Annotated in this window: 17 protein-coding genes; 8 read left to right on the top strand and 9 right to left on the bottom strand. The window is 43.3% G+C overall.

Features of this window, described 5'->3' with window-relative positions; translation table 11 throughout:
- Positions 1-74: 74 nt before the first annotated feature.
- From BM736_RS22735 to BM736_RS22725, 3 genes are all read left to right on the top strand, one after another.
- On the top strand, positions 75-1,304 hold the full coding sequence (locus BM736_RS22735; protein ID WP_083700475.1) for an ABC transporter substrate-binding protein: 1,230 nt from the start codon (positions 75-77) through the stop codon (positions 1,302-1,304).
- 117 nt (positions 1,305-1,421) lie between these two features.
- The gene (locus BM736_RS22730; protein ID WP_076416567.1) at positions 1,422-2,123 is read left to right on the top strand and encodes an oxidative stress defense protein; all 702 of its coding nucleotides are present in this window, start codon (positions 1,422-1,424) and stop codon (positions 2,121-2,123) included.
- 106 nt (positions 2,124-2,229) lie between these two features.
- Positions 2,230-3,237, top strand: coding sequence for a WD40 repeat domain-containing protein (locus tag BM736_RS22725; protein ID WP_256717994.1), 1,008 nt, complete (start codon positions 2,230-2,232; stop codon positions 3,235-3,237).
- Positions 3,238-3,245: 8 nt separating this feature from the next.
- On the opposite strand, the gene BM736_RS22720 is transcribed toward BM736_RS22725, so the two are convergent.
- From BM736_RS22720 to BM736_RS22690, 7 genes are all read right to left on the bottom strand, one after another.
- A complete protein-coding gene (locus tag BM736_RS22720; protein WP_076416565.1) occupies positions 3,246-4,439 on the bottom strand; it encodes a potassium/proton antiporter in 1,194 nt (397 codons plus the stop codon).
- Between the two features lie 308 nt (positions 4,440-4,747).
- Entirely contained in the window at positions 4,748-5,536 is a 789-nt protein-coding gene (gene lgt, locus BM736_RS22715) for a prolipoprotein diacylglyceryl transferase (RefSeq protein ID WP_076416564.1), read from the bottom strand.
- Positions 5,537-5,700: 164 nt separating this feature from the next.
- Complete coding sequence (locus BM736_RS22710) at positions 5,701-6,198, bottom strand: GNAT family N-acetyltransferase (RefSeq protein WP_076416563.1); 498 nt, start codon at positions 6,196-6,198, stop codon at positions 5,701-5,703.
- Positions 6,195-6,842 (bottom strand): GNAT family N-acetyltransferase, encoded by a 648-nt coding sequence (locus tag BM736_RS22705; RefSeq protein ID WP_256717993.1) that lies wholly within the window; start codon positions 6,840-6,842, stop codon positions 6,195-6,197. The genes BM736_RS22710 and BM736_RS22705 overlap by 4 nt, the downstream gene beginning before the upstream one ends.
- Positions 6,808-7,041, bottom strand: coding sequence for a hypothetical protein (locus tag BM736_RS22700; RefSeq protein ID WP_076416561.1), 234 nt, complete (start codon positions 7,039-7,041; stop codon positions 6,808-6,810). The genes BM736_RS22705 and BM736_RS22700 overlap by 35 nt, the downstream gene beginning before the upstream one ends.
- A gap of 363 nt (positions 7,042-7,404) precedes the next feature.
- The gene (gene gabT, locus BM736_RS22695) at positions 7,405-8,685 is read right to left on the bottom strand and encodes a 4-aminobutyrate--2-oxoglutarate transaminase (RefSeq protein WP_076416560.1); all 1,281 of its coding nucleotides are present in this window, start codon (positions 8,683-8,685) and stop codon (positions 7,405-7,407) included.
- A gap of 157 nt (positions 8,686-8,842) precedes the next feature.
- Complete coding sequence (locus BM736_RS22690; RefSeq protein WP_076416559.1) at positions 8,843-10,300, bottom strand: NAD-dependent succinate-semialdehyde dehydrogenase; 1,458 nt, start codon at positions 10,298-10,300, stop codon at positions 8,843-8,845.
- 174 nt (positions 10,301-10,474) lie between these two features.
- Between BM736_RS22690 and BM736_RS22685 the strand changes: the two genes are divergently transcribed.
- From BM736_RS22685 to BM736_RS22675, 3 genes are all read left to right on the top strand, one after another.
- Positions 10,475-11,428, top strand: a complete 954-nt coding sequence (locus BM736_RS22685) for a LysR family transcriptional regulator (protein ID WP_256717992.1) — start codon at positions 10,475-10,477, stop codon at positions 11,426-11,428.
- A gap of 232 nt (positions 11,429-11,660) precedes the next feature.
- The gene (locus tag BM736_RS22680; RefSeq protein ID WP_256717991.1) at positions 11,661-11,960 is read left to right on the top strand and encodes a putative quinol monooxygenase; all 300 of its coding nucleotides are present in this window, start codon (positions 11,661-11,663) and stop codon (positions 11,958-11,960) included.
- A 150-nt stretch (positions 11,961-12,110) separates the two neighbouring features.
- Positions 12,111-12,380: a ribbon-helix-helix domain-containing protein gene (locus tag BM736_RS22675; protein ID WP_076416556.1), complete on the top strand. Its 270-nt coding sequence runs from the start codon at positions 12,111-12,113 to the stop codon at positions 12,378-12,380.
- Between the two features lie 39 nt (positions 12,381-12,419).
- Here BM736_RS22675 and BM736_RS22670 read toward each other — a convergent pair whose 3' ends face one another.
- Together BM736_RS22670 and BM736_RS22665 are read right to left on the bottom strand one after the other, a co-directional pair.
- Positions 12,420-13,337: an ABC transporter substrate-binding protein gene (locus BM736_RS22670; RefSeq protein ID WP_256717990.1), complete on the bottom strand. Its 918-nt coding sequence runs from the start codon at positions 13,335-13,337 to the stop codon at positions 12,420-12,422.
- Positions 13,338-13,496: 159 nt separating this feature from the next.
- Positions 13,497-14,021 carry a DUF3087 family protein gene (locus tag BM736_RS22665; RefSeq protein WP_076416555.1) on the bottom strand — a complete coding sequence of 175 codons (525 nt, stop codon included), beginning with the start codon at positions 14,019-14,021 and terminating at the stop codon, positions 13,497-13,499.
- A 643-nt stretch (positions 14,022-14,664) separates the two neighbouring features.
- On the opposite strand from BM736_RS22665, the gene BM736_RS22660 reads away from it, so the two are divergent.
- Together BM736_RS22660 and BM736_RS22655 are read left to right on the top strand one after the other, a co-directional pair.
- Positions 14,665-16,020, top strand: a complete 1,356-nt coding sequence (locus BM736_RS22660; protein WP_076416554.1) for a Na+/H+ antiporter NhaC family protein — start codon at positions 14,665-14,667, stop codon at positions 16,018-16,020.
- A 255-nt stretch (positions 16,021-16,275) separates the two neighbouring features.
- The gene (locus BM736_RS22655) at positions 16,276-16,983 is read left to right on the top strand and encodes a DUF998 domain-containing protein (protein ID WP_076416553.1); all 708 of its coding nucleotides are present in this window, start codon (positions 16,276-16,278) and stop codon (positions 16,981-16,983) included.
- The last annotated feature ends 61 nt before the right edge of the window (positions 16,984-17,044 follow it).

Below are 17,044 nucleotides of genomic sequence, written 5' to 3'. Positions count from 1 at the left end.
TTCATATGAGCTAAGTGTTATTAATCGCTCGGCTATGTAAATTCGTCCAAAGCTAATTACTACGGATATAGTCAATGTTATATAGACGCTTTATCTTGTCAGCTTGTTGCTGTGCCCTCTGCTGTTCGTTAAGTTCAATGGCTCAAGATGGCACTCCATTAGAGTGTCGGAAGCCATTAGCCTCTCCAAGCGTCATGTTTTTAGTGCCTGCCGATAAAAATAGTGTCTTTTGGCAAGATGTGGTTAGCTATATCACTTTAGCGAGTGAACAATTACAGATCACATTAGATGTACATTACTTGGAAGAAGATCAAAGGAACCGCTTTAAACACGCTAAGAGTATCAATGAAATACTTGCTAGCAATCCAAAGCCTGATTATTTAATCACTTTTCTAACCAACGGCTTAGAACAAGATATCATCAGCCGAATCTCTCAGGAAAAGATTTTTCTATTTTCATTTAATGCTCCGCTCACACCAGAAATAATCAGGCGTACCGGCACTCCGAGAGAATACTTCCCCTACTGGATAGGACATATCTCACCCGACGAAGTAAATGCAGGTTTCGCCTTGGCCGATCACTTAATTCGCCTCAGCCATGAAGCAAACAACCTCCAACAGACAGAGTTTAATTTAATAGCGATCAGCGGGAGAAAAAGCAGTCAAGTGGGTCAGATGCGTGAGCAAGGGTTATTAGAAAGACTGGATAAAAGCGATAATATTCAGCTCCTTCAAGCTGTAGATGCCGACTGGTCCTATGACAAAGCTCGATTTATGATCAAGAAACTGCTTACGCGGTATGAAAATATAGACATCATTTGGACGGCAAGCGATCTGATCTCAATGGCCGTCGTCGATGAAATAGAACAGTCAAAACCAGAGATGCTAGATAAGGTGACAATTGGGAGTATCGATTGGACTAACGAGATAAAACCCTATTTAGAAAATCAGCGCGTTGCTGTCAGCTATGGCGGCCATGTGTTTGAAGCTGGCTGGATAATTCCACTTATCTTTGATCACTATAACAAACATGATTTTTTTAATGAATTAGGTGGAATTATCTCTGATCAGATGCAAGCAATTACATCCGTCAACTCCCATAGACTGGATCGAACTCAACTCTCTGAGGTAGATTTTAGCGGTATCAGTAAATGCTTTCGCGGTGTCAACAAGCCATATAGATTCAATGCCTATACGCAGTTAGAGTCATTAGTCCCCCAAAAACTCAATTCACAACTCAAGTCACAGCTCGATCCCCGCTTACAGGAGCAGATGGAGAAGGAGATTAAGCAACAAAAGCACTGAGGGAAAGAGCCACTGGGCAGCCAAAAGAATCTAAAAATTGTTTAACCCTTTCTTTATTTTCAAACGTTAATAACTTCAGTAGCAAATTCTACCTTTTATATTTTGGAGTATTCAACGATGAACAGATCCCTAATTGCCGCTTTCATATCCACAAGCCTGATGATTAGCATACCTTTTGCTCAAGCTAACGAACTCAGCTTTGCCCACGTAGAGACAGTAGGTGTAAGTGAGCTTGCTGTGCAAGCCGATATGGCAGAGATCAACGTCGAGGTCTCAGTTAAAGCACTAACAGCCCAAGACGCTAAAAGTAGCTCTGACACTGCGGTTGCCAAATTTGTCAGCCGCCTTAAAAAAGCTGGCATTGCGCAAGATAATATTGAGAGTGCCAATCTAAACTTACAACCTCAATATCGTTATGAGAAAAACAAACCTGCCGAGCTCATCGGTTACAGCGCAAACCGAAGAGTAACAGTCACAGTACATGAGTTATCTCGGCTTAATGAGATCTTAGACTCAGCACTCGAAGAGGGGATCAACCGAGTTAACAATATTGCTCTTAAAACCAGTAAAGAAACTGAATATATGAATAAGGCTCGCAGTGCTGCAATCAATGATGCCAAACAAAAAGCACAATTTCTCGCTGAAGGCTTCGATGAAACCCTCGATGGAGTGTGGGAAATCCGTTATTTTGATCAAGGCCCTATTCAGCCTGTCATGCTACGTATGAATGCAGGTCCAAGTCATGATGTCGCCCAGAGTTATCAGCAAGGGCAGGTCACTATCCGAGATAGAGTCGAGGTGGTTTATAAACTCAAGTAAGCACCTCCTCATCGATATAAGTCAGCGATAAATTTATCTAAAACCGATACAAGCAATTGATTATGCTAGTATCGGTTATCTTACGCTTATTGTGGGCCATATAACCTTGTCCAGTTATATCGTTAAAAAGCTCAGCACTTGGTGTTTAGCACCAATACTCCTCTTAATGGGCGTTACCATTACTGGCTGTAGCCAGCCTGAAGCGAGTCTAGCGCCAGCATCTATTCATAGATATGTCGAAGATAACTTGATTGATGCCACTCTCTCCACTGATTCACAATTAACAGTGACTTTGAGTAGAACACGTGAATTATCGGTATGGGATAACATCTCAAAAACGCTACAACATCAATGGCAAGCGCATAACTTTGATGAGCCCAACTACCTTATAGCCCTCTCTGGCAACAAACGCTTTCTCGCTGCGGCAGGCAAGTCTCGACTCTCAATTTTTGACCTGACAACAGGCCAGCTTACCCTTTCTTGGTTAGCCCAGGGCTTTGACAAAGATGCCAGCATCTCCAGCCTATTTCTGAGCAAAACGGGTAACCAAGTGTTAATCGGAATGAATGAGGGATCACTGCTGAGTATTAACCTAAGGAGCAACCAGCTATCTAAATTTCAACTCCATAAGGGACCTGTGAGCCATGTAGAGTTTATCGCTCATAATGAGCAGCTATTAAGTGCCGCTCATGATGGGCACTTAATCATATCAGCAAGCAGTAATGGCAAAATAATTAAGGAGTTTAACTTACCTCAGAGGCTCACTAGCGTCAGCTTTGATCAAGCTAACCGCAGATTATTTATCTCAGATGCCATAGATAATCACCTTATCGCAGACTCTCTTTCTGGCGAGAGCATCAGCAAGTTAACCTTCTTAGAGCGTTACCGTTATTTTCGACAAGCATTATTTGCCGAGCGAGGAAAAACACTCATCACAGCCAGTTCAAAACAGAAGATAATGGTTTGGGATCTCAACAGTGGTAAAGAGACAAAACACTGGAGCATCACAGCATTTACCGCAGGAACCACAGTACTTGATATGGTCGTGGCCCCTAACGGTCAACTCGTGACAATAAGCTCAGATGGTGCTTTAGAAAGCTGGAAATATAACTGATTCAGCGACTAACTATCTTTGTCATTCAACTTTAGCTTATTAGCCAAAGGCTCTATCGCACTGCCTTGTAGCAATATTGAAAAGAGCACGATAAAGAACACCATATGTACTAGGTCAATCGCCCCTTCAACGCCTGCGGCCGCAGGGATCAGCGCAAAAACAATCGGGGTTGCCCCCTTAAGGCCAATCGATGAGATAAACAAACGCTTACGCCAGCTTGCCTTTCTAAATGGAAGATAACAAAGCTGCACAGCTAATGGCCGAGCAACAAACATAAGTAAAACAGCTGGAATAAGTGACAGGAAGAACACTGAAAATAGGGTCTGTGGGAAGATCTGTAACCCGAGTATGATAAACATCAGCGATTGCGCTAGCCAAGAAACACTATTGAAAAAGTGTTTGTTAACCTCTCGCCCACGTTTAATACCGTTGCCAATCACCACCCCCACTACATAAGAGGCGATCAAGATATTTCCACCAGCCAGCTCACTACTATAAGCAGCGATGATAAAACTTGCTAATACAAATACCGGGATCAACCCATACTCCTCTAAGTGTATGGTATTGAGCAGGTATACCGCTAACTTACCCACTAAGTACGCGATAATCACACCCGCGCCAATTTGAATAAGCAAGGTTTGACCTATCTCCCACCCCGATATCGCTTTTTCTGGCGCTAAGGCAATCCCCGTTAAAATCACCACCATGACTAAAGCCACAGGGTCATTAGTCGCAGACTCAAACTCCAAAACGGTATCAGTCTTCTCTTTAAGTTTGAGTTTCTTAGACTCTAAGATTGAAAATACTGCAGCGGCATCAGTTGATGAAACTATCGCGGCAAACAGCAGACAGATAACGATACTCCACTCTGTTAACGGATAAAGCAGCGCCGCTAAGATTAAGGTGGTAAACAACACGCCAAGCGTTGAAAGCACCCCACCCTCTTTGTAAGCCAGCTTAATACTATTGGTAGAGGTATTTATGCCGCCGACGAATACAATGATATTAAGCGCCACAGCTCCCACGGTAGAAGTAACTGCCAGATTGTCATACACGAAATTAAACTCACCATTGCCAAGCGCCAAGCCAACCCCCATAAAAATAAGCAGAGAGGGGATACCTAAGGTTTTCGAGGGGTGATGCAACAAGATCCCAATTGCAATCAACACGGCGATTCCCAGCAGGAGTATTTCGTATGGCATGTAAGGTTAAGTCCTCTATTGATGTGGATGAGTTAGCACCCAAGTGGTGATTAATTAATGGGGTAACCGACAAAACACAGCAACCTGGGCCCCACTTTAATGACAAAACAGTAGCAAATAAATCTGATAAAAGTTCGATCCCAGAGCTGGGATCCTGAAGACAATATTATAGCCTATTTCACATTATTTATTAATCTGTTAACCATTAGATTAACGAACAATAATGTATCTTCCAATGGTTTACCCAACAAAAAAGGCGGTAGAAACTGCAAGCTCCTACCGCCTAACTTAGCACATATCACTCACATCTATGCCTTAACTTGTTTACTCAAATAAGGTTTTAGTAAAAGCACTATGCCGACAATAAGAAATGGCACACTCAACCACTGGCCTGCGCTCAAAGTCATTCCCTCTGCATAAGCTGCCTGCTTTACCTTAACAAACTCGATAGCAAAGCGAGAGCTAAACACTAGCACTAGAAACAATCCAAAGATCGCCCCCTCTTTTTGCTTCATCTCTGTGAACCTGTATATGGCCCACAATCCGATAAAGATCAGCAGATACGCAATCGCTTCATAGAGCTGCGCAGGATGGCGAGGTAACATGTCCACACGTTCAAAGACAATAGCCCAAGGCACACTGCTAGGAAGCCCTAATATTTCAGAGTTCATGAAGTTAGCCATACGAACAAAGAAGCCGAAAATAGCTGTAGCAATGGCGAGCCTATCCAACAGGAATAAGAAAGGCATATCCATCTTGCGACGGTAGTAATACAGAGCAAGAATAGCGCCTAAACCACCACCGTGGCTGGCAAGCCCACCTTCCCAAATCGCAAAGATTTTTAGCGGATTACTTAGGTAATACGCAGGGTCATAGAAGAGGCAGTGCGCCAACCTAGCACCAACAATGATGCCGATAACACAGTACATAAGCAGATTATCTAATGACTCAACCGGTAACTTTTCCTTGATATAAATACGCTTCATCACCTGAAAACCACAAGCGATTGCCGTAGCAAAAAGGGCGCCATACCAATGTACTTTAAGTCCCATAAAGGAGATCAATACGGGGTCTATATTCCAAATAAAATGATCCAAACTCAGCCTTCCAGTTTATCTTTTCCCAAGACAGGAATAATTAGGTTCTGTGAGGGAGTTTTACGCTGAACTTAGTAAGTTGGCAAGCCTTGCTTACAATATAGCGGTATCTATTTAGCGACAGGTACTCGTTCAGTAATCGCTTAACCTCAGACAAAGCTCAGTTACAGTTCAATACCTTCCACTAAGCTTCTTCGCTCAAGTAAGATCACATCTCGCCAAATGCCATTCATCTGACCTAACCTTTCTCTAGTACCAAGTACGCTAAAGCCACATTTTTTATGTATACGTAGACTCGCTTGATTCTCGGGAAATATCCCAGACTGCAAAGACCAAAAACCTGCTAACTCAGATTGTGCGATTAATTCAAGTAGTAGACTCGTGCCTACTCCAACACCTTTAGCAGCACTACAAATATAAACGCTTACCTCGGCGACCCCTGCATAAACAGCGCGGTTAGAGACTCGAGAGAGTGCAGCCCAACCTATAAGTTTACCGCCTCTAACGGCAACTAATCGGCACTCATTCACCATCGCCTTATCCCACTCTGGCCAAGTTTTCACTTGCCTTTCAAACGTCGCATTACCTGTATTAATGCCCTGCAGATAGATGGCTTGAACTTGCTCAAAGTCACTTTCAACAAAGGCTCTAATTGTCGTCATCGATTGAGTCCTTGATTATCTGCTAGCTCAAAAGTGGTTTCTGTAAACGGCGCTTTAATCATTAACCTCTTATAAAATAACACTGTAGCATCGAGCTCCCCCGTCGAACTCAGTGCGAAACCAGGTATTTCTCCGCCTCTTACATACCCTAGGTTAGCGTACATGTTTTCTGCAATATCCCCCTTCTTGGTATCAAGTACCAATAAGCTTCGACAAAGGTTAGTCGCTAACGCTTCTACCTCAATCATCAAACGCTTTGCGACTCCTTGCCCTCTCGCTTGAGTGTGCACCATCAACTTTTCAACCTCTGCTCTATGCAAACCATTCGCCTTGTGACAGAGCGACAGTTGCACACAACCCAATACATTCGCTTCTGATGCAGCAATTAATAGATACTTGTTCCCATCATTGAGCGCCATTTGAACCTCACGCCAATATTGTTCAGCTTGCTGCAGCGTAAACGGGCGAATAAACCCAACAGATGCACCACTATCGACACAATCACAGAGCAAAGAGAGTAAGCCCTGCTTAATATTAACTTCATTTATTTGGCGACTATAAGTAACTAGCTGGATCCCTTTTACTGGAGCTTCAAACTGAAGAGCCTCATTACCTTTTCCCATAACGCCTCCGGTTAATTTCATCACACTGATTCATTGCCAATGTGTCAGCAAAAACTAAGCCAGTACTAACATGATAGTGAGGGTGTGGGTGAGGTATTAGCTGCTTAATATGAACTTCATCTATTTGGTGACTATAAGTAACTAGCTGGATCCCTTTTACTGGAGCTTCAAAATGAAGAGCCTCATTACCTTTTCCCATAACGCCTCCGGTTAATTTCATCACACTGATTTCTTGCCTATGTGTCAGCAAAAACTAAGCCAGTGGTAGCATGATTGTGAGGATGTGGTATTAGCTGCTTATAATGAAGTGATTCAAGTCAAAGCCGTTACTAATAACTAAGATAGCTGACCTTATGACTATAGGATGTGACTAGGCTATATGACTATAGGATGTGGCTATAAGATACGATGCGTTATGAGTATGTGCTTTGAATGCCTGATATGGGCACTTAACCGTTAAGTACTGCACTATTTTGATCAATACTCACCAAGATGAGGCAGCATCAAAAAGAAAAAAAGCTTGCTAGAGCAATCCTAGCAAGCTTGTTACTTCAACAGTTATAAACACCGAAAAGATAAATAGTTAGCTGACCAGCTCATTAAACAGGGTATTAAACTTAGCTAAACCTTCGTAAATTAACTCATCTGATATGGTTAAAGCAGGTAAGAAACGGATCACATTGCCGTGAAAACCACACGCAAGCAAAATGAGCCCATGCTGCGTCGCCTTAGCAATAATAGCTTGTGTAAGCTCGGTATTTGGCTGTTCATTCTCCCCCTCTTCCACCAATTCAATGGCGATCATAGCCCCTTGGTTACGCACCTGGGCAATCACCTTTGGGAAACGCGATTGCAACTGACTCAAGTGTTCATTAAAAATCTGACCTATCTGAGAGGAGCGCTTAACTAAATTATCCTCCTCAATCACCTCAAGTACCGCCAATGCCGCCACGCAACCCACTGGAGAACCACCATAGGTTCCCCCAAGACCACCTGGCAGAGGCGCGTCCATAATTTCAGATTTCCCCACTACAGCCGCAATAGGAAAACCACCAGCAATGCCTTTGGCCATAGTGATCAAATCAGGTTCAACATCAGCATGTTCAATGCTGAACATCTTACCGGTACGACCAAAACCGGTTTGTATCTCATCGGCTATCAGCACTATGCCATGAAGATCGCACATTGTTCGTAGAGCTTGTAAAAACTCGGCGGGCGCAGCATAAAACCCGCCTTCTCCTTGAACGGGCTCAATGATAATTGCGGCTACATCACTAGGAGCAATATCCACTTTAAAGAGATTTTCGACAGCCTTGAGCGAATCAGTTACCGACACATTATGAAGCGATGTTGGAAATGGAGCATGATAGACATCAGCAGGAAATGGACCAAACTGGTGTTTATAGGGAGTAATTTTTCCGGTCAACGCCATGGTCAAATTAGTCCGACCATGAAAGCCACCATTAAACGCTATCACCCCACGTCGCCCAGTATGCGCTCTCGCTATCTTGATACAGTTTTCAACCGCTTCAGCCCCGGTTGTGACAAAGATGGCTTTTTTCTCGCTATTGCCCGGTGCAAGCTCAGTCAGTTTTTCAGCTAATTCAACCGCAGACTCATAGGGGTTTATCATCACGCAGGTGTGACTAAATTTATCCAGCTGCTCTTTCACCGCTGTGACCACTTTAGGGTGGCTATGTCCGGTATTACACACGGCTATGCCAGTACCAAAATCGATATAACGATTGCCATCGACATCCCAAAGCTCAGCGTTCTCGGCTCTGTCCACATACACTGGATAGACATTGCCTTGACCGCGGGCAATAACCTTAACCTTTCTCTCTTGTAAGCTGCTATTTGTCATTGCAATATCCTGTTTTATTCAATCCTAATCCTGAAAAGCTAAGATGACGGCCTTTAGCCTATCGCTTCGCGGACGGCTTAGCCTGCTCGACGGACTTCGTCCTAGCTCCACCAGCGCAGCACCTTCTAAGCCCATCAGCGAAGTGTCATCTCAGCATTTACTTATCTATCCCACCCATGCACAGATACTTAATTTCCATATAATCATCGAGGCCATATTTAGAGCCTTCTCGACCATTGCCCGATTGCTTAACACCGCCAAATGGCGCTGCTGCATTTGAGATTATCCCTTCGTTAACGCCTACCATGCCGTATTCAAGGCCTTCTCCAACACGCCACACACGGCCAATATCACGGGAGTAAAAGTACGCAGCTAACCCATATTCAGTATCATTGGCTATTGCAATAGCCTCCTGTTCGGTTTCAAAGGTGATAATAGGTGTCACCGGCCCAAAGATTTCATTATTGGCCAACGGCATATCATTAGTGACCCCGGTCAAAATCGTTGGCTCATAGAAATTATTACCTGCATCACTGCGCTTGCCACCGGCAATAACACTCGCACCAGCAGCCAGCGTTTCCTCCACCAGCTTATGTACTCCATCAACCGCTTGGGATGTGATCATTGGCCCTAGATTGACACCATCAGCTAATCCATCGCCGATCTTCAACCCAGCCACTGCGCTGGCAAACTTATCCGTGAACGCTTTAGCTACGCCCTGCTGAACCAAGATGCGATTAGTACAAACGCAAGTCTGGCCAGCGTTGCGATATTTAGAGATAAGTGCACCTTGAACCGCCGCATCGATATCTGCATCATCAAACACAATGAAAGGCGCGTTGCCCCCTAGCTCCATAGACACTTTCTTTACTGTACTAGCCGCCTGAGTCATCAAAATCTTGCCAACAGCAGTTGAGCCCGTGAACGTAAACTTGGCCACATCCGGATGCTGGGTCAACACCTTGCCCATACCGACGGCATCTTCACCAACGACCACGTTCAATACGCCAGCTGGCACACCAGCGCGCTCTGCAAGCTCTGCCATGGCCAGTGCCGAAAGTGGTGTAATTGGTGATGGCCTCACAACAAAAGTACATCCTGCTGCGAGGGCTGCTGCCGCTTTACGGGCAATCATGGCATTAGGGAAGTTCCATGGGGTGATAGAGGCAACGACACCCACTGGTTGTTTGATCACTATGATGCGTTTATCGCCAGCAGGCGCTGGGATGGTATCGCCATAAACACGCTTACCCTCTTCAGCGAACCAGTCGATAAAAGCGGCCCCATAAGCAATTTCCCCTTTGGCTTCAGCTAAAGGCTTGCCTTGCTCTAGCGTCAAAATACGCCCTAAGTCATCCTGGCTTTCCATCATCAAGTTAAACCAGCGACGCATAATAGTAGCGCGATCATTGGCTGACCTTTTTGACCAAGCTGGCAGTGCACGCTTAGCAGCAATGACAGCCGCTTCAGTTTCAGCAATACCCGCATTACAAACTTGGGCAATCACTTGCTCATTAGCCGGGTTAACAACATCAAAATGCTCTTCCCCATCATGCCACTGCCCGTCAATGTAAGAGCCGAGCTTCACTAACCTTGTATCATTAACTTGTTGCATAACTACTCCAGCGAACCTATCTGATGATCCCAGTTGTCTCTAGCACAAAGGCGAGACCTACATTCATAAACTCATATAGCTATTGAATAGCAAAACTAACTCAGGTTAAATACAAAACAACAAACACTATGTTTGACAGCTATAAAACTTATTCTCATTTCATAGGTGATGATTTTGGTCAATATCAGTAATAAAACCGGTAACAAGAGCTCTATCATCCCTAAAGCCGTCACTGAGTACGATCTACGTTTACTTCGCATATTTCGCACAGTGGTTGAAAATGGCGGCTTCTCTGCATCAGAGGCCGAGCTCGGGGTAACTCGCTCAACCATTAGCGTACATATGTCTAATCTAGAAAGCCGCATGAAGCTTAAGCTGTGTAGCCGCGGGCGCGCAGGATTTGCGCTTACCGAAGATGGCCAAGCTGTCTATCATGCCTGTATCGAGCTGTTCGATTCGCTCAATGATTTTTCTAGATTGATTAATAACTTAGGCGAAGAGCTCAGCGGCGAACTGATCATACTTTGCGCCGACCAACTCGACACTCGTATGCAACTTAAGCTGGCTGAAGTCGTAAAGAAAATACACAGCACGCAGCCACAACTTCATCTTGTACTCGATAATGAAGCCCTTAAACATATTGAGAAATGCCTACTTAAAGAGAAGGCGCATATCGGGCTGCTTCCTAGCTACCAGCAGGTAGAGGGTTTGGACTATCAGACGATTTATAACGAGCCTATCTTTCTATGCTGTGGTCACTCTCATCCCTTTTTTCAACTACAGGATAATGAGATTAGCCCAGAGATGCTGAGTCAGACTCCAGCAGTTCACCCAGGAATAGATATCGACACCGATGGTCGAGAGCAGTTAAAGCGGTTAAATTTATCCGCAAAGGCGTATCAGTTTGATACCCGTAAAACCTTGATACTCTCTGGCTGCTATATTGGCTATCTACCACTGAGTTATATTCAACAGGAACTCAAAGCTCAACAGCTTAAAATCATTCACCGTGACACCGCATGCTATCAGTTTAATCTCTCTATGGTGTCTAAGCACAATCCCCGTGAGACCAGCAAAGTTGAGTTGCTTAAAGCAATGTTCGATGAAGTCTTTAATCAAGACAATTAAAGACTAGCAATAGATAACAGTTCAAAAAACGATATACACAAATACTAATGCCTATTTCTAGGTATTAGCCCGCAAGTCGATAATTTAAAAATTTACAAATCTATTGCTCTCAAAGAATTGTTAAAGAACAAATAATTGCATCTAAATATCTAAAATGTAGTATTCATTTGCTACCCCTTTATCAGTCAAGTCACTTACATTAGCCCCCTTTCATTGACGGTGAATTTTGGCTATGAGTACAAACATGATCAATGTATTGGCGCGCTTTAAGGCACAAAATGGTAAAGAGCAGGCGCTACTTGAACTGCTCCAAAGCTTAGTCCAACCAACGAGAAATGAGTTGGGCTGTGTCAAATATGAGCTCCACGAAGAAAACCAGAGCCTAGGCCAATTTGTTTTCATCAAATCATTTGTCGATCATGCAGCATTCGAGAAACACCAGAACACTGGACATTTCAGACGCTTAAAAAAGGAGATGCCAGAGCTTGTAGCACAAGAACCTGAGTTCATTATTTTATCTAAGCTGGCATAAGTAACAAAAGCTCAAACCATTAACCCATTTGTCTGACTGAAATCAAAGTCGAACACATGTATATACCCCTAATGGCTTTAACACTAACTAAGATATATAATATGTTAAAATTCAACAAATTAAACTCAGATAGGTATTTAACTTAACGTTATGGGTAATCTGTTTTTCGACAACCCCACTAGCCATTACTTGCCTATTCAGAAATCGATCAGAATTCAGGGCCATGTAACCAGCATCTCTTTGGAGAAATTGTTCTGGGATCTACTCGATCAAATTGCAGAGAGCCAAGGAGTAAAGAGAAATCAATTTATTGCCAGCCTCTACCTTGAAGCACTTGACCATCACGGCGATGTAAAAAACTTCACCTCTTTACTGCGATCGGCCTGTGTACAACACATCTTATCGAAAGAGAATGCATAAGCCCTTCAGCGTTTAGCTTGCGACTCGCCCTAATAAACATCATTTATCTAAATTGGCTCGCTTCCATTCATCAATAATTTTCTGATAGCTACCATCTTGCTTCATCTGACGTAACACCTGATCAAATCTATCTCTGACATGCTTGATATCACTTTGCTTTGAAAAAGCCATATAGGTGGGGGTTGATTGCACAGCTTGCTCCAATCTCTTGATATTCTTACAACGCCTTAGCGAGCTGCTTTGTAATGCCTTCACCTCTTTCTCGACATAATGGATGGTGTCTTTCTCGGCGACTAGAATGTCAATATCTCCGGTGCAGAGCTTCAGCAGTAAAGGTGTAGATTCTACGTCAGCAGTGACATGCTTAATCACTTTTTGCTCAACTGCTGTATCAAAGTAGGGACCGTAACTAAAATCTTTTCTCATGCCAAACTGATAGTCCGCCAAACTAGACAGCTCACCAGTAAACGTTATCTCTGAGTCTTCAGTGACAAATAACATCACCACTTCCTGCATCAACACCTCTTGGGTAAAGTCGGCATAAGCTAGCCGCTCTGGTCTGCTAAGCACCTCAAATAGTCCATCAATTTTACCCTCTTTTAACAGCTTCAACGCCCGAGACCAAGGCAAAGTCTGTAACTCGAATGTTTGATTAAGCCGTCTAAATACCTCTTTAACTAAGGTTACCGATACGCCATCAAACTGCAGTTTGCCATCTTGATCAATATAAGAGAACTCATAAGGAGGGTATTCAACAATCGCGATATGTAGCTTCGAAGAGGAGGGGTTATTACTCGTACTTTTAGCACGAGCATCAATTACTGGCTCACTGTCATGCTGACTCATAGCAATCATTGCACTGCCGTGTGGCAATGCACTGTGAGCTGAGGTATTTAAAGAGATAGCCAAAGAGGTAATACTCACTACACAGAGGAGCATTACCGCAATAATTTTCATGATGATACCCAAACTCGAAGTGGCACGAGCCACAACGAGATAAGCCAAACGTACCTACAAGTTTAGCTTAAATCCTTAGGTTAACGACTGACTCACTATTGATATGCAGTGAGTCAGATAGAAGGCATCGATATTAAAGAGACAAACTTCAGAGGTAAATTAATACTGCTCTAACATACTGACATCAAACTGCTCAGCACAAGCTGATAGGTTATGCTTGTTTATCATATCCTCTAATTCAGTGAGATCTTTATCTAGCGTGTTCAACGTCAAGGTGTTGTTGTCCAGTTGATAGACCAGTTTTAAGCTGTGGTAGTAAAAACTTAAAATGATGAGTGCATTTATATCATGCTCTTTCGCAGCCAATTTGATCTTCTTCAGTTTTCGATAAATGCGATTATGTAACGCTTTTAGCTTCCACACATAATAAACTTCAGCCAAAAAAGCTGAGTCTTTAAATTTCATCAGCGTGCCAACAGAGACAATAACAGCCAGAACAACACCAAGCAGGTTCCATTGAAAGTTACCTGTAGACTCACCACTCACTGTACTTGCCTCACCAAACAGTGCAATCAGACCGCTACCAAATAGCAGTGATAACATAATCAAGCTGGCAACTAGCGCAATTGTGACGACGTTGAGATTCTTGCGATACACAACTTTATTGATCTCTTGTAGCTTCATTTATCACCCTTAATCTCATGAGTCTTGTAAGCCTGAATACTAAGCTCACCATTATGTAGTAGGTTAGATACAGGCGCTGGTAGCAGATAAAAATGGCTACGCGGCAAATGCAACTGGCGTAACAAGCGGCAGTTGCTTCATTAACCTAAATAGATTGTCTCTTGTAACTTCAAATATCTCAAGCCAGGTTCTGTGGATATATTTGTGAAACTTAACCCCACTAAGGTTTCACTAGGGGTTTTGTTACGCCAACCGTCAACAAAATTAACACTTGCCTCAAGTTTTACATCCTGCTAACAATAGGCGTTAAGTAAATATTTTCTTCTGGCAACTTTTTAAATATTCCTAATTAACAATGGGATAACCATAAGTCTTAGTGCAAAAGCACAAAAGATCACGATGGAAGTAAAAACATCTAGACGTCTAAATTGACAGCCGTCTATTTATCTCATATCCTGCCAACTATTGAGATCTACCATTCTTACTTTTTCGCTAACTCTAGATAAAAAGAGTTGCTCATATGCTTAGCATCTTGATGCAGAAATTGAAGGAGAGTTCCCGCTAGGAGGCATAGGAACCTATGGTTTTTTACGTTACAAAACTGAGTGCAAAAGCTTAGATTAACAAGATAAGAGAGAACATTTTGACAACTTCGACCGATGCCCCTAAAAGCACACAAGAGAATGGCGCACCTACAGCCTCATTTTTAGCGCTACTGCCACTATTTCTATTCCTTGCACTATTTATCGGTGCAGGCGTTTACTTTCAAAGCCAAGGCGTAGACTTTGCCTTTTACCAACTGCCAAGTGTAGTCGCTATTTTACCTGCTATTATCTTTGCCTTGATCATCTCAAAGCAAAGGCTCAACCAGAGTATAGAGACCTTTATCGCAGGTATTGGCCATGCCAATATCATTGCCATGTGTCTGATCTATCTTTTAGCAGGGGCATTTGCAGCGGTCGCTAAAGCGACAGGTGGTGTTGATGCAACCGTAGCACTTGGTCTATCTTTAGTACCATCTAACCTGCTTCTCCCAGGCTTCTTTGTGATTGCCGCTTTCATTGCCACAGCAATGGGTACCTCTATGGGAACAATTGCCGCGGTTGCTCCTATCGCACTCGGCGTTGCTAACGAAGCTCAAATTGAACTTGCACTTATGGCTGGTGCCGTTATCTCAGGCGCACTGTTTGGTGATAACTTATCCATTATCTCAGACACCACTATTGCTGCAACGCGTACCCAAGGGTGTGAGATGAAAGATAAGTTCAAAGAAAACCTTATCTTTGCCATTCCAGCATCAATCATCACATTAATAGCCTTTACCTTTGCAGGCCAAGGCCAAGCTGAAGTCGCGGCTCAAGAGATAGACTTTGTCAAAGTCATCCCTTACCTGACGATTTTAGTATTAGCGGTATCTGGACTTAACGTATTTGTCGTATTGACTATCGGTATCTTGCTTGCGGGTATCACAGGTCTACTCACCATGGATTATGGCGTTATTCAATTTGGCCAGGATATCTATACCGGATTTGGTAACATGCAGGAGATCTTCATTCTCTCTATGCTGGTTGGCGGATTAGCAGCGCTCATGCAACAGCAGGGTGGACTGGCCTTTGTAAGTAAGCAGATAGAGAAGCTAATTGCTAAGTTCTCTAAAGCTAAGGGCGGTGCATCGACTCGCGCTTCAGAACTGGGTATGGCGGGTATTGTTGCAGCAACCAACACCTGTGTGGCTAACAATACCGTATCGATTGTTGTCACAGGTGACATCGCTAAAGAACTGGCTCAGAAGCATGAAGTTAGCCCAAAGCGCGCAGCAAGTATCTTAGATATCTTCTCCTGTATTATTCAGGGATTGATTCCATATGGTGCTCAAGCTCTGCTTATCGCATCAACCTTCAGTATCTCACCGCTAGAAGCCGTGACACACGCTTGGTACTGTATGATATTGGCTGTTGTTGCTGTTTCAATCGTCATCATGCGTAAGCGAGTCAGCTAACTCATTCTTGAGTGTTTAAAAATGGCTACAACTATTGTGGTATTGCAGATACAGCTTAAATAGGGCAAATTACTATCTACTTAAGCTACACTTATTAGTACCTCTGAAAATGGCAGGTTACTGTAGCTCAATTGATAAGGACATTGAATATCGACAGAGAAAATGCTCATCGATATAAGAAAAGGAGTGCAGCTTGCTGCACTCCTTTTTTGTTATGGGAGCAAAACTAACTAGCTGAGAAAAACTGATATTGTGATGCAACGTGAACTAAATACCCATTCGACTCATTACGACCTGCATAGACTCGTTGTCATCATGATCTTAGTCGGCGCCTGCGTGACATCCATTGGTATCTCAATATCTGTGTGGGCCGAATATCAAAACATTGGTATGCAGGTGTTTTTTAGACGCTCCGATTTTCTTGGCGATTATATGCACTCACCGCTCGCCTATGTCTTTAATATGTCACTGATTGTGGCTGGATCCTGCATCTTGCTTGCTATGTATGGACTCTATTTGCTAAAACTCGGTGACTTCAGTCATTACCTCTCTATAGCTGGATCTTGGGTCGGCATATCCATCATACTTATCGGCGTTTTCCCTATCAATTACCTCGATGAACATAGACTGGTCTCAACCAGTTTTCTGCTTGGAACCTTTGTACTGCACCTATTCACGATCACCAGCCGCTTTAACCACAAAGAGATCTGCTCTTTCCCTCTGTTCATCTTAGCCATTTTCGGCTTTATTAGTGCATCAGGGCTTATCTATCAATTAGATTGGCACACACTCGACTTCTCACCTTGCTTACATGATAAAGGTGAGGTTTGCTGGGTTGCACTGAATATGTGGGCACAGACAAATATCACCATGTTATGGTGTGTGCTACTGGCACTGAATATCAGAAAATTAGCCATTGAGCAGTACCATGCACAAAAAACTAACCAAGCAACTAGCTGGTAGCTGGTAGCTGGCAGTAGAAAACTCACTTATAGGTTTTTAACCGTTAACAAGGCTAGCGCTA

Source organism: Shewanella sp. UCD-KL12, from assembly GCF_001957125.1.
Classification (GTDB): domain Bacteria; phylum Pseudomonadota; class Gammaproteobacteria; order Enterobacterales; family Shewanellaceae; genus Shewanella.
The sequence above is the reverse complement of the archived record's forward strand: the minus strand, read 5'-3'. Positions and strand labels throughout refer to the sequence as shown.

Coding starts and splice junctions, on each gene's coding strand:
- BM736_RS22735 (WP_083700475.1), top strand. CDS start 75: ATGTTATATAGACGCTTTATCTTGTCAGCTTGTTGCTGTGCCCTCTGC.
- BM736_RS22730 (WP_076416567.1), top strand. CDS start 1,422: ATGAACAGATCCCTAATTGCCGCTTTCATATCCACAAGCCTGATGATT.
- BM736_RS22720 (WP_076416565.1), bottom strand. CDS start 4,439: ATGCCATACGAAATACTCCTGCTGGGAATCGCCGTGTTGATTGCAATT.
- BM736_RS22710 (WP_076416563.1), bottom strand. CDS start 6,198: ATGACGACAATTAGAGCCTTTGTTGAAAGTGACTTTGAGCAAGTTCAA.
- BM736_RS22705 (WP_256717993.1), bottom strand. CDS start 6,842: ATGAAATTAACCGGAGGCGTTATGGGAAAAGGTAATGAGGCTCTTCAG.
- BM736_RS22700 (WP_076416561.1), bottom strand. CDS start 7,041: ATGAAATTAACCGGAGGCGTTATGGGAAAAGGTAATGAGGCTCTTCAT.
- gabT (WP_076416560.1), bottom strand. CDS start 8,685: ATGACAAATAGCAGCTTACAAGAGAGAAAGGTTAAGGTTATTGCCCGC.
- BM736_RS22690 (WP_076416559.1), bottom strand. CDS start 10,300: ATGCAACAAGTTAATGATACAAGGTTAGTGAAGCTCGGCTCTTACATT.
- BM736_RS22680 (WP_256717991.1), top strand. CDS start 11,661: ATGAGTACAAACATGATCAATGTATTGGCGCGCTTTAAGGCACAAAAT.
- BM736_RS22675 (WP_076416556.1), top strand. CDS start 12,111: ATGGGTAATCTGTTTTTCGACAACCCCACTAGCCATTACTTGCCTATT.
- BM736_RS22670 (WP_256717990.1), bottom strand. CDS start 13,337: ATGAAAATTATTGCGGTAATGCTCCTCTGTGTAGTGAGTATTACCTCT.
- BM736_RS22665 (WP_076416555.1), bottom strand. CDS start 14,021: ATGAAGCTACAAGAGATCAATAAAGTTGTGTATCGCAAGAATCTCAAC.
- BM736_RS22655 (WP_076416553.1), top strand. CDS start 16,276: ATGCAACGTGAACTAAATACCCATTCGACTCATTACGACCTGCATAGA.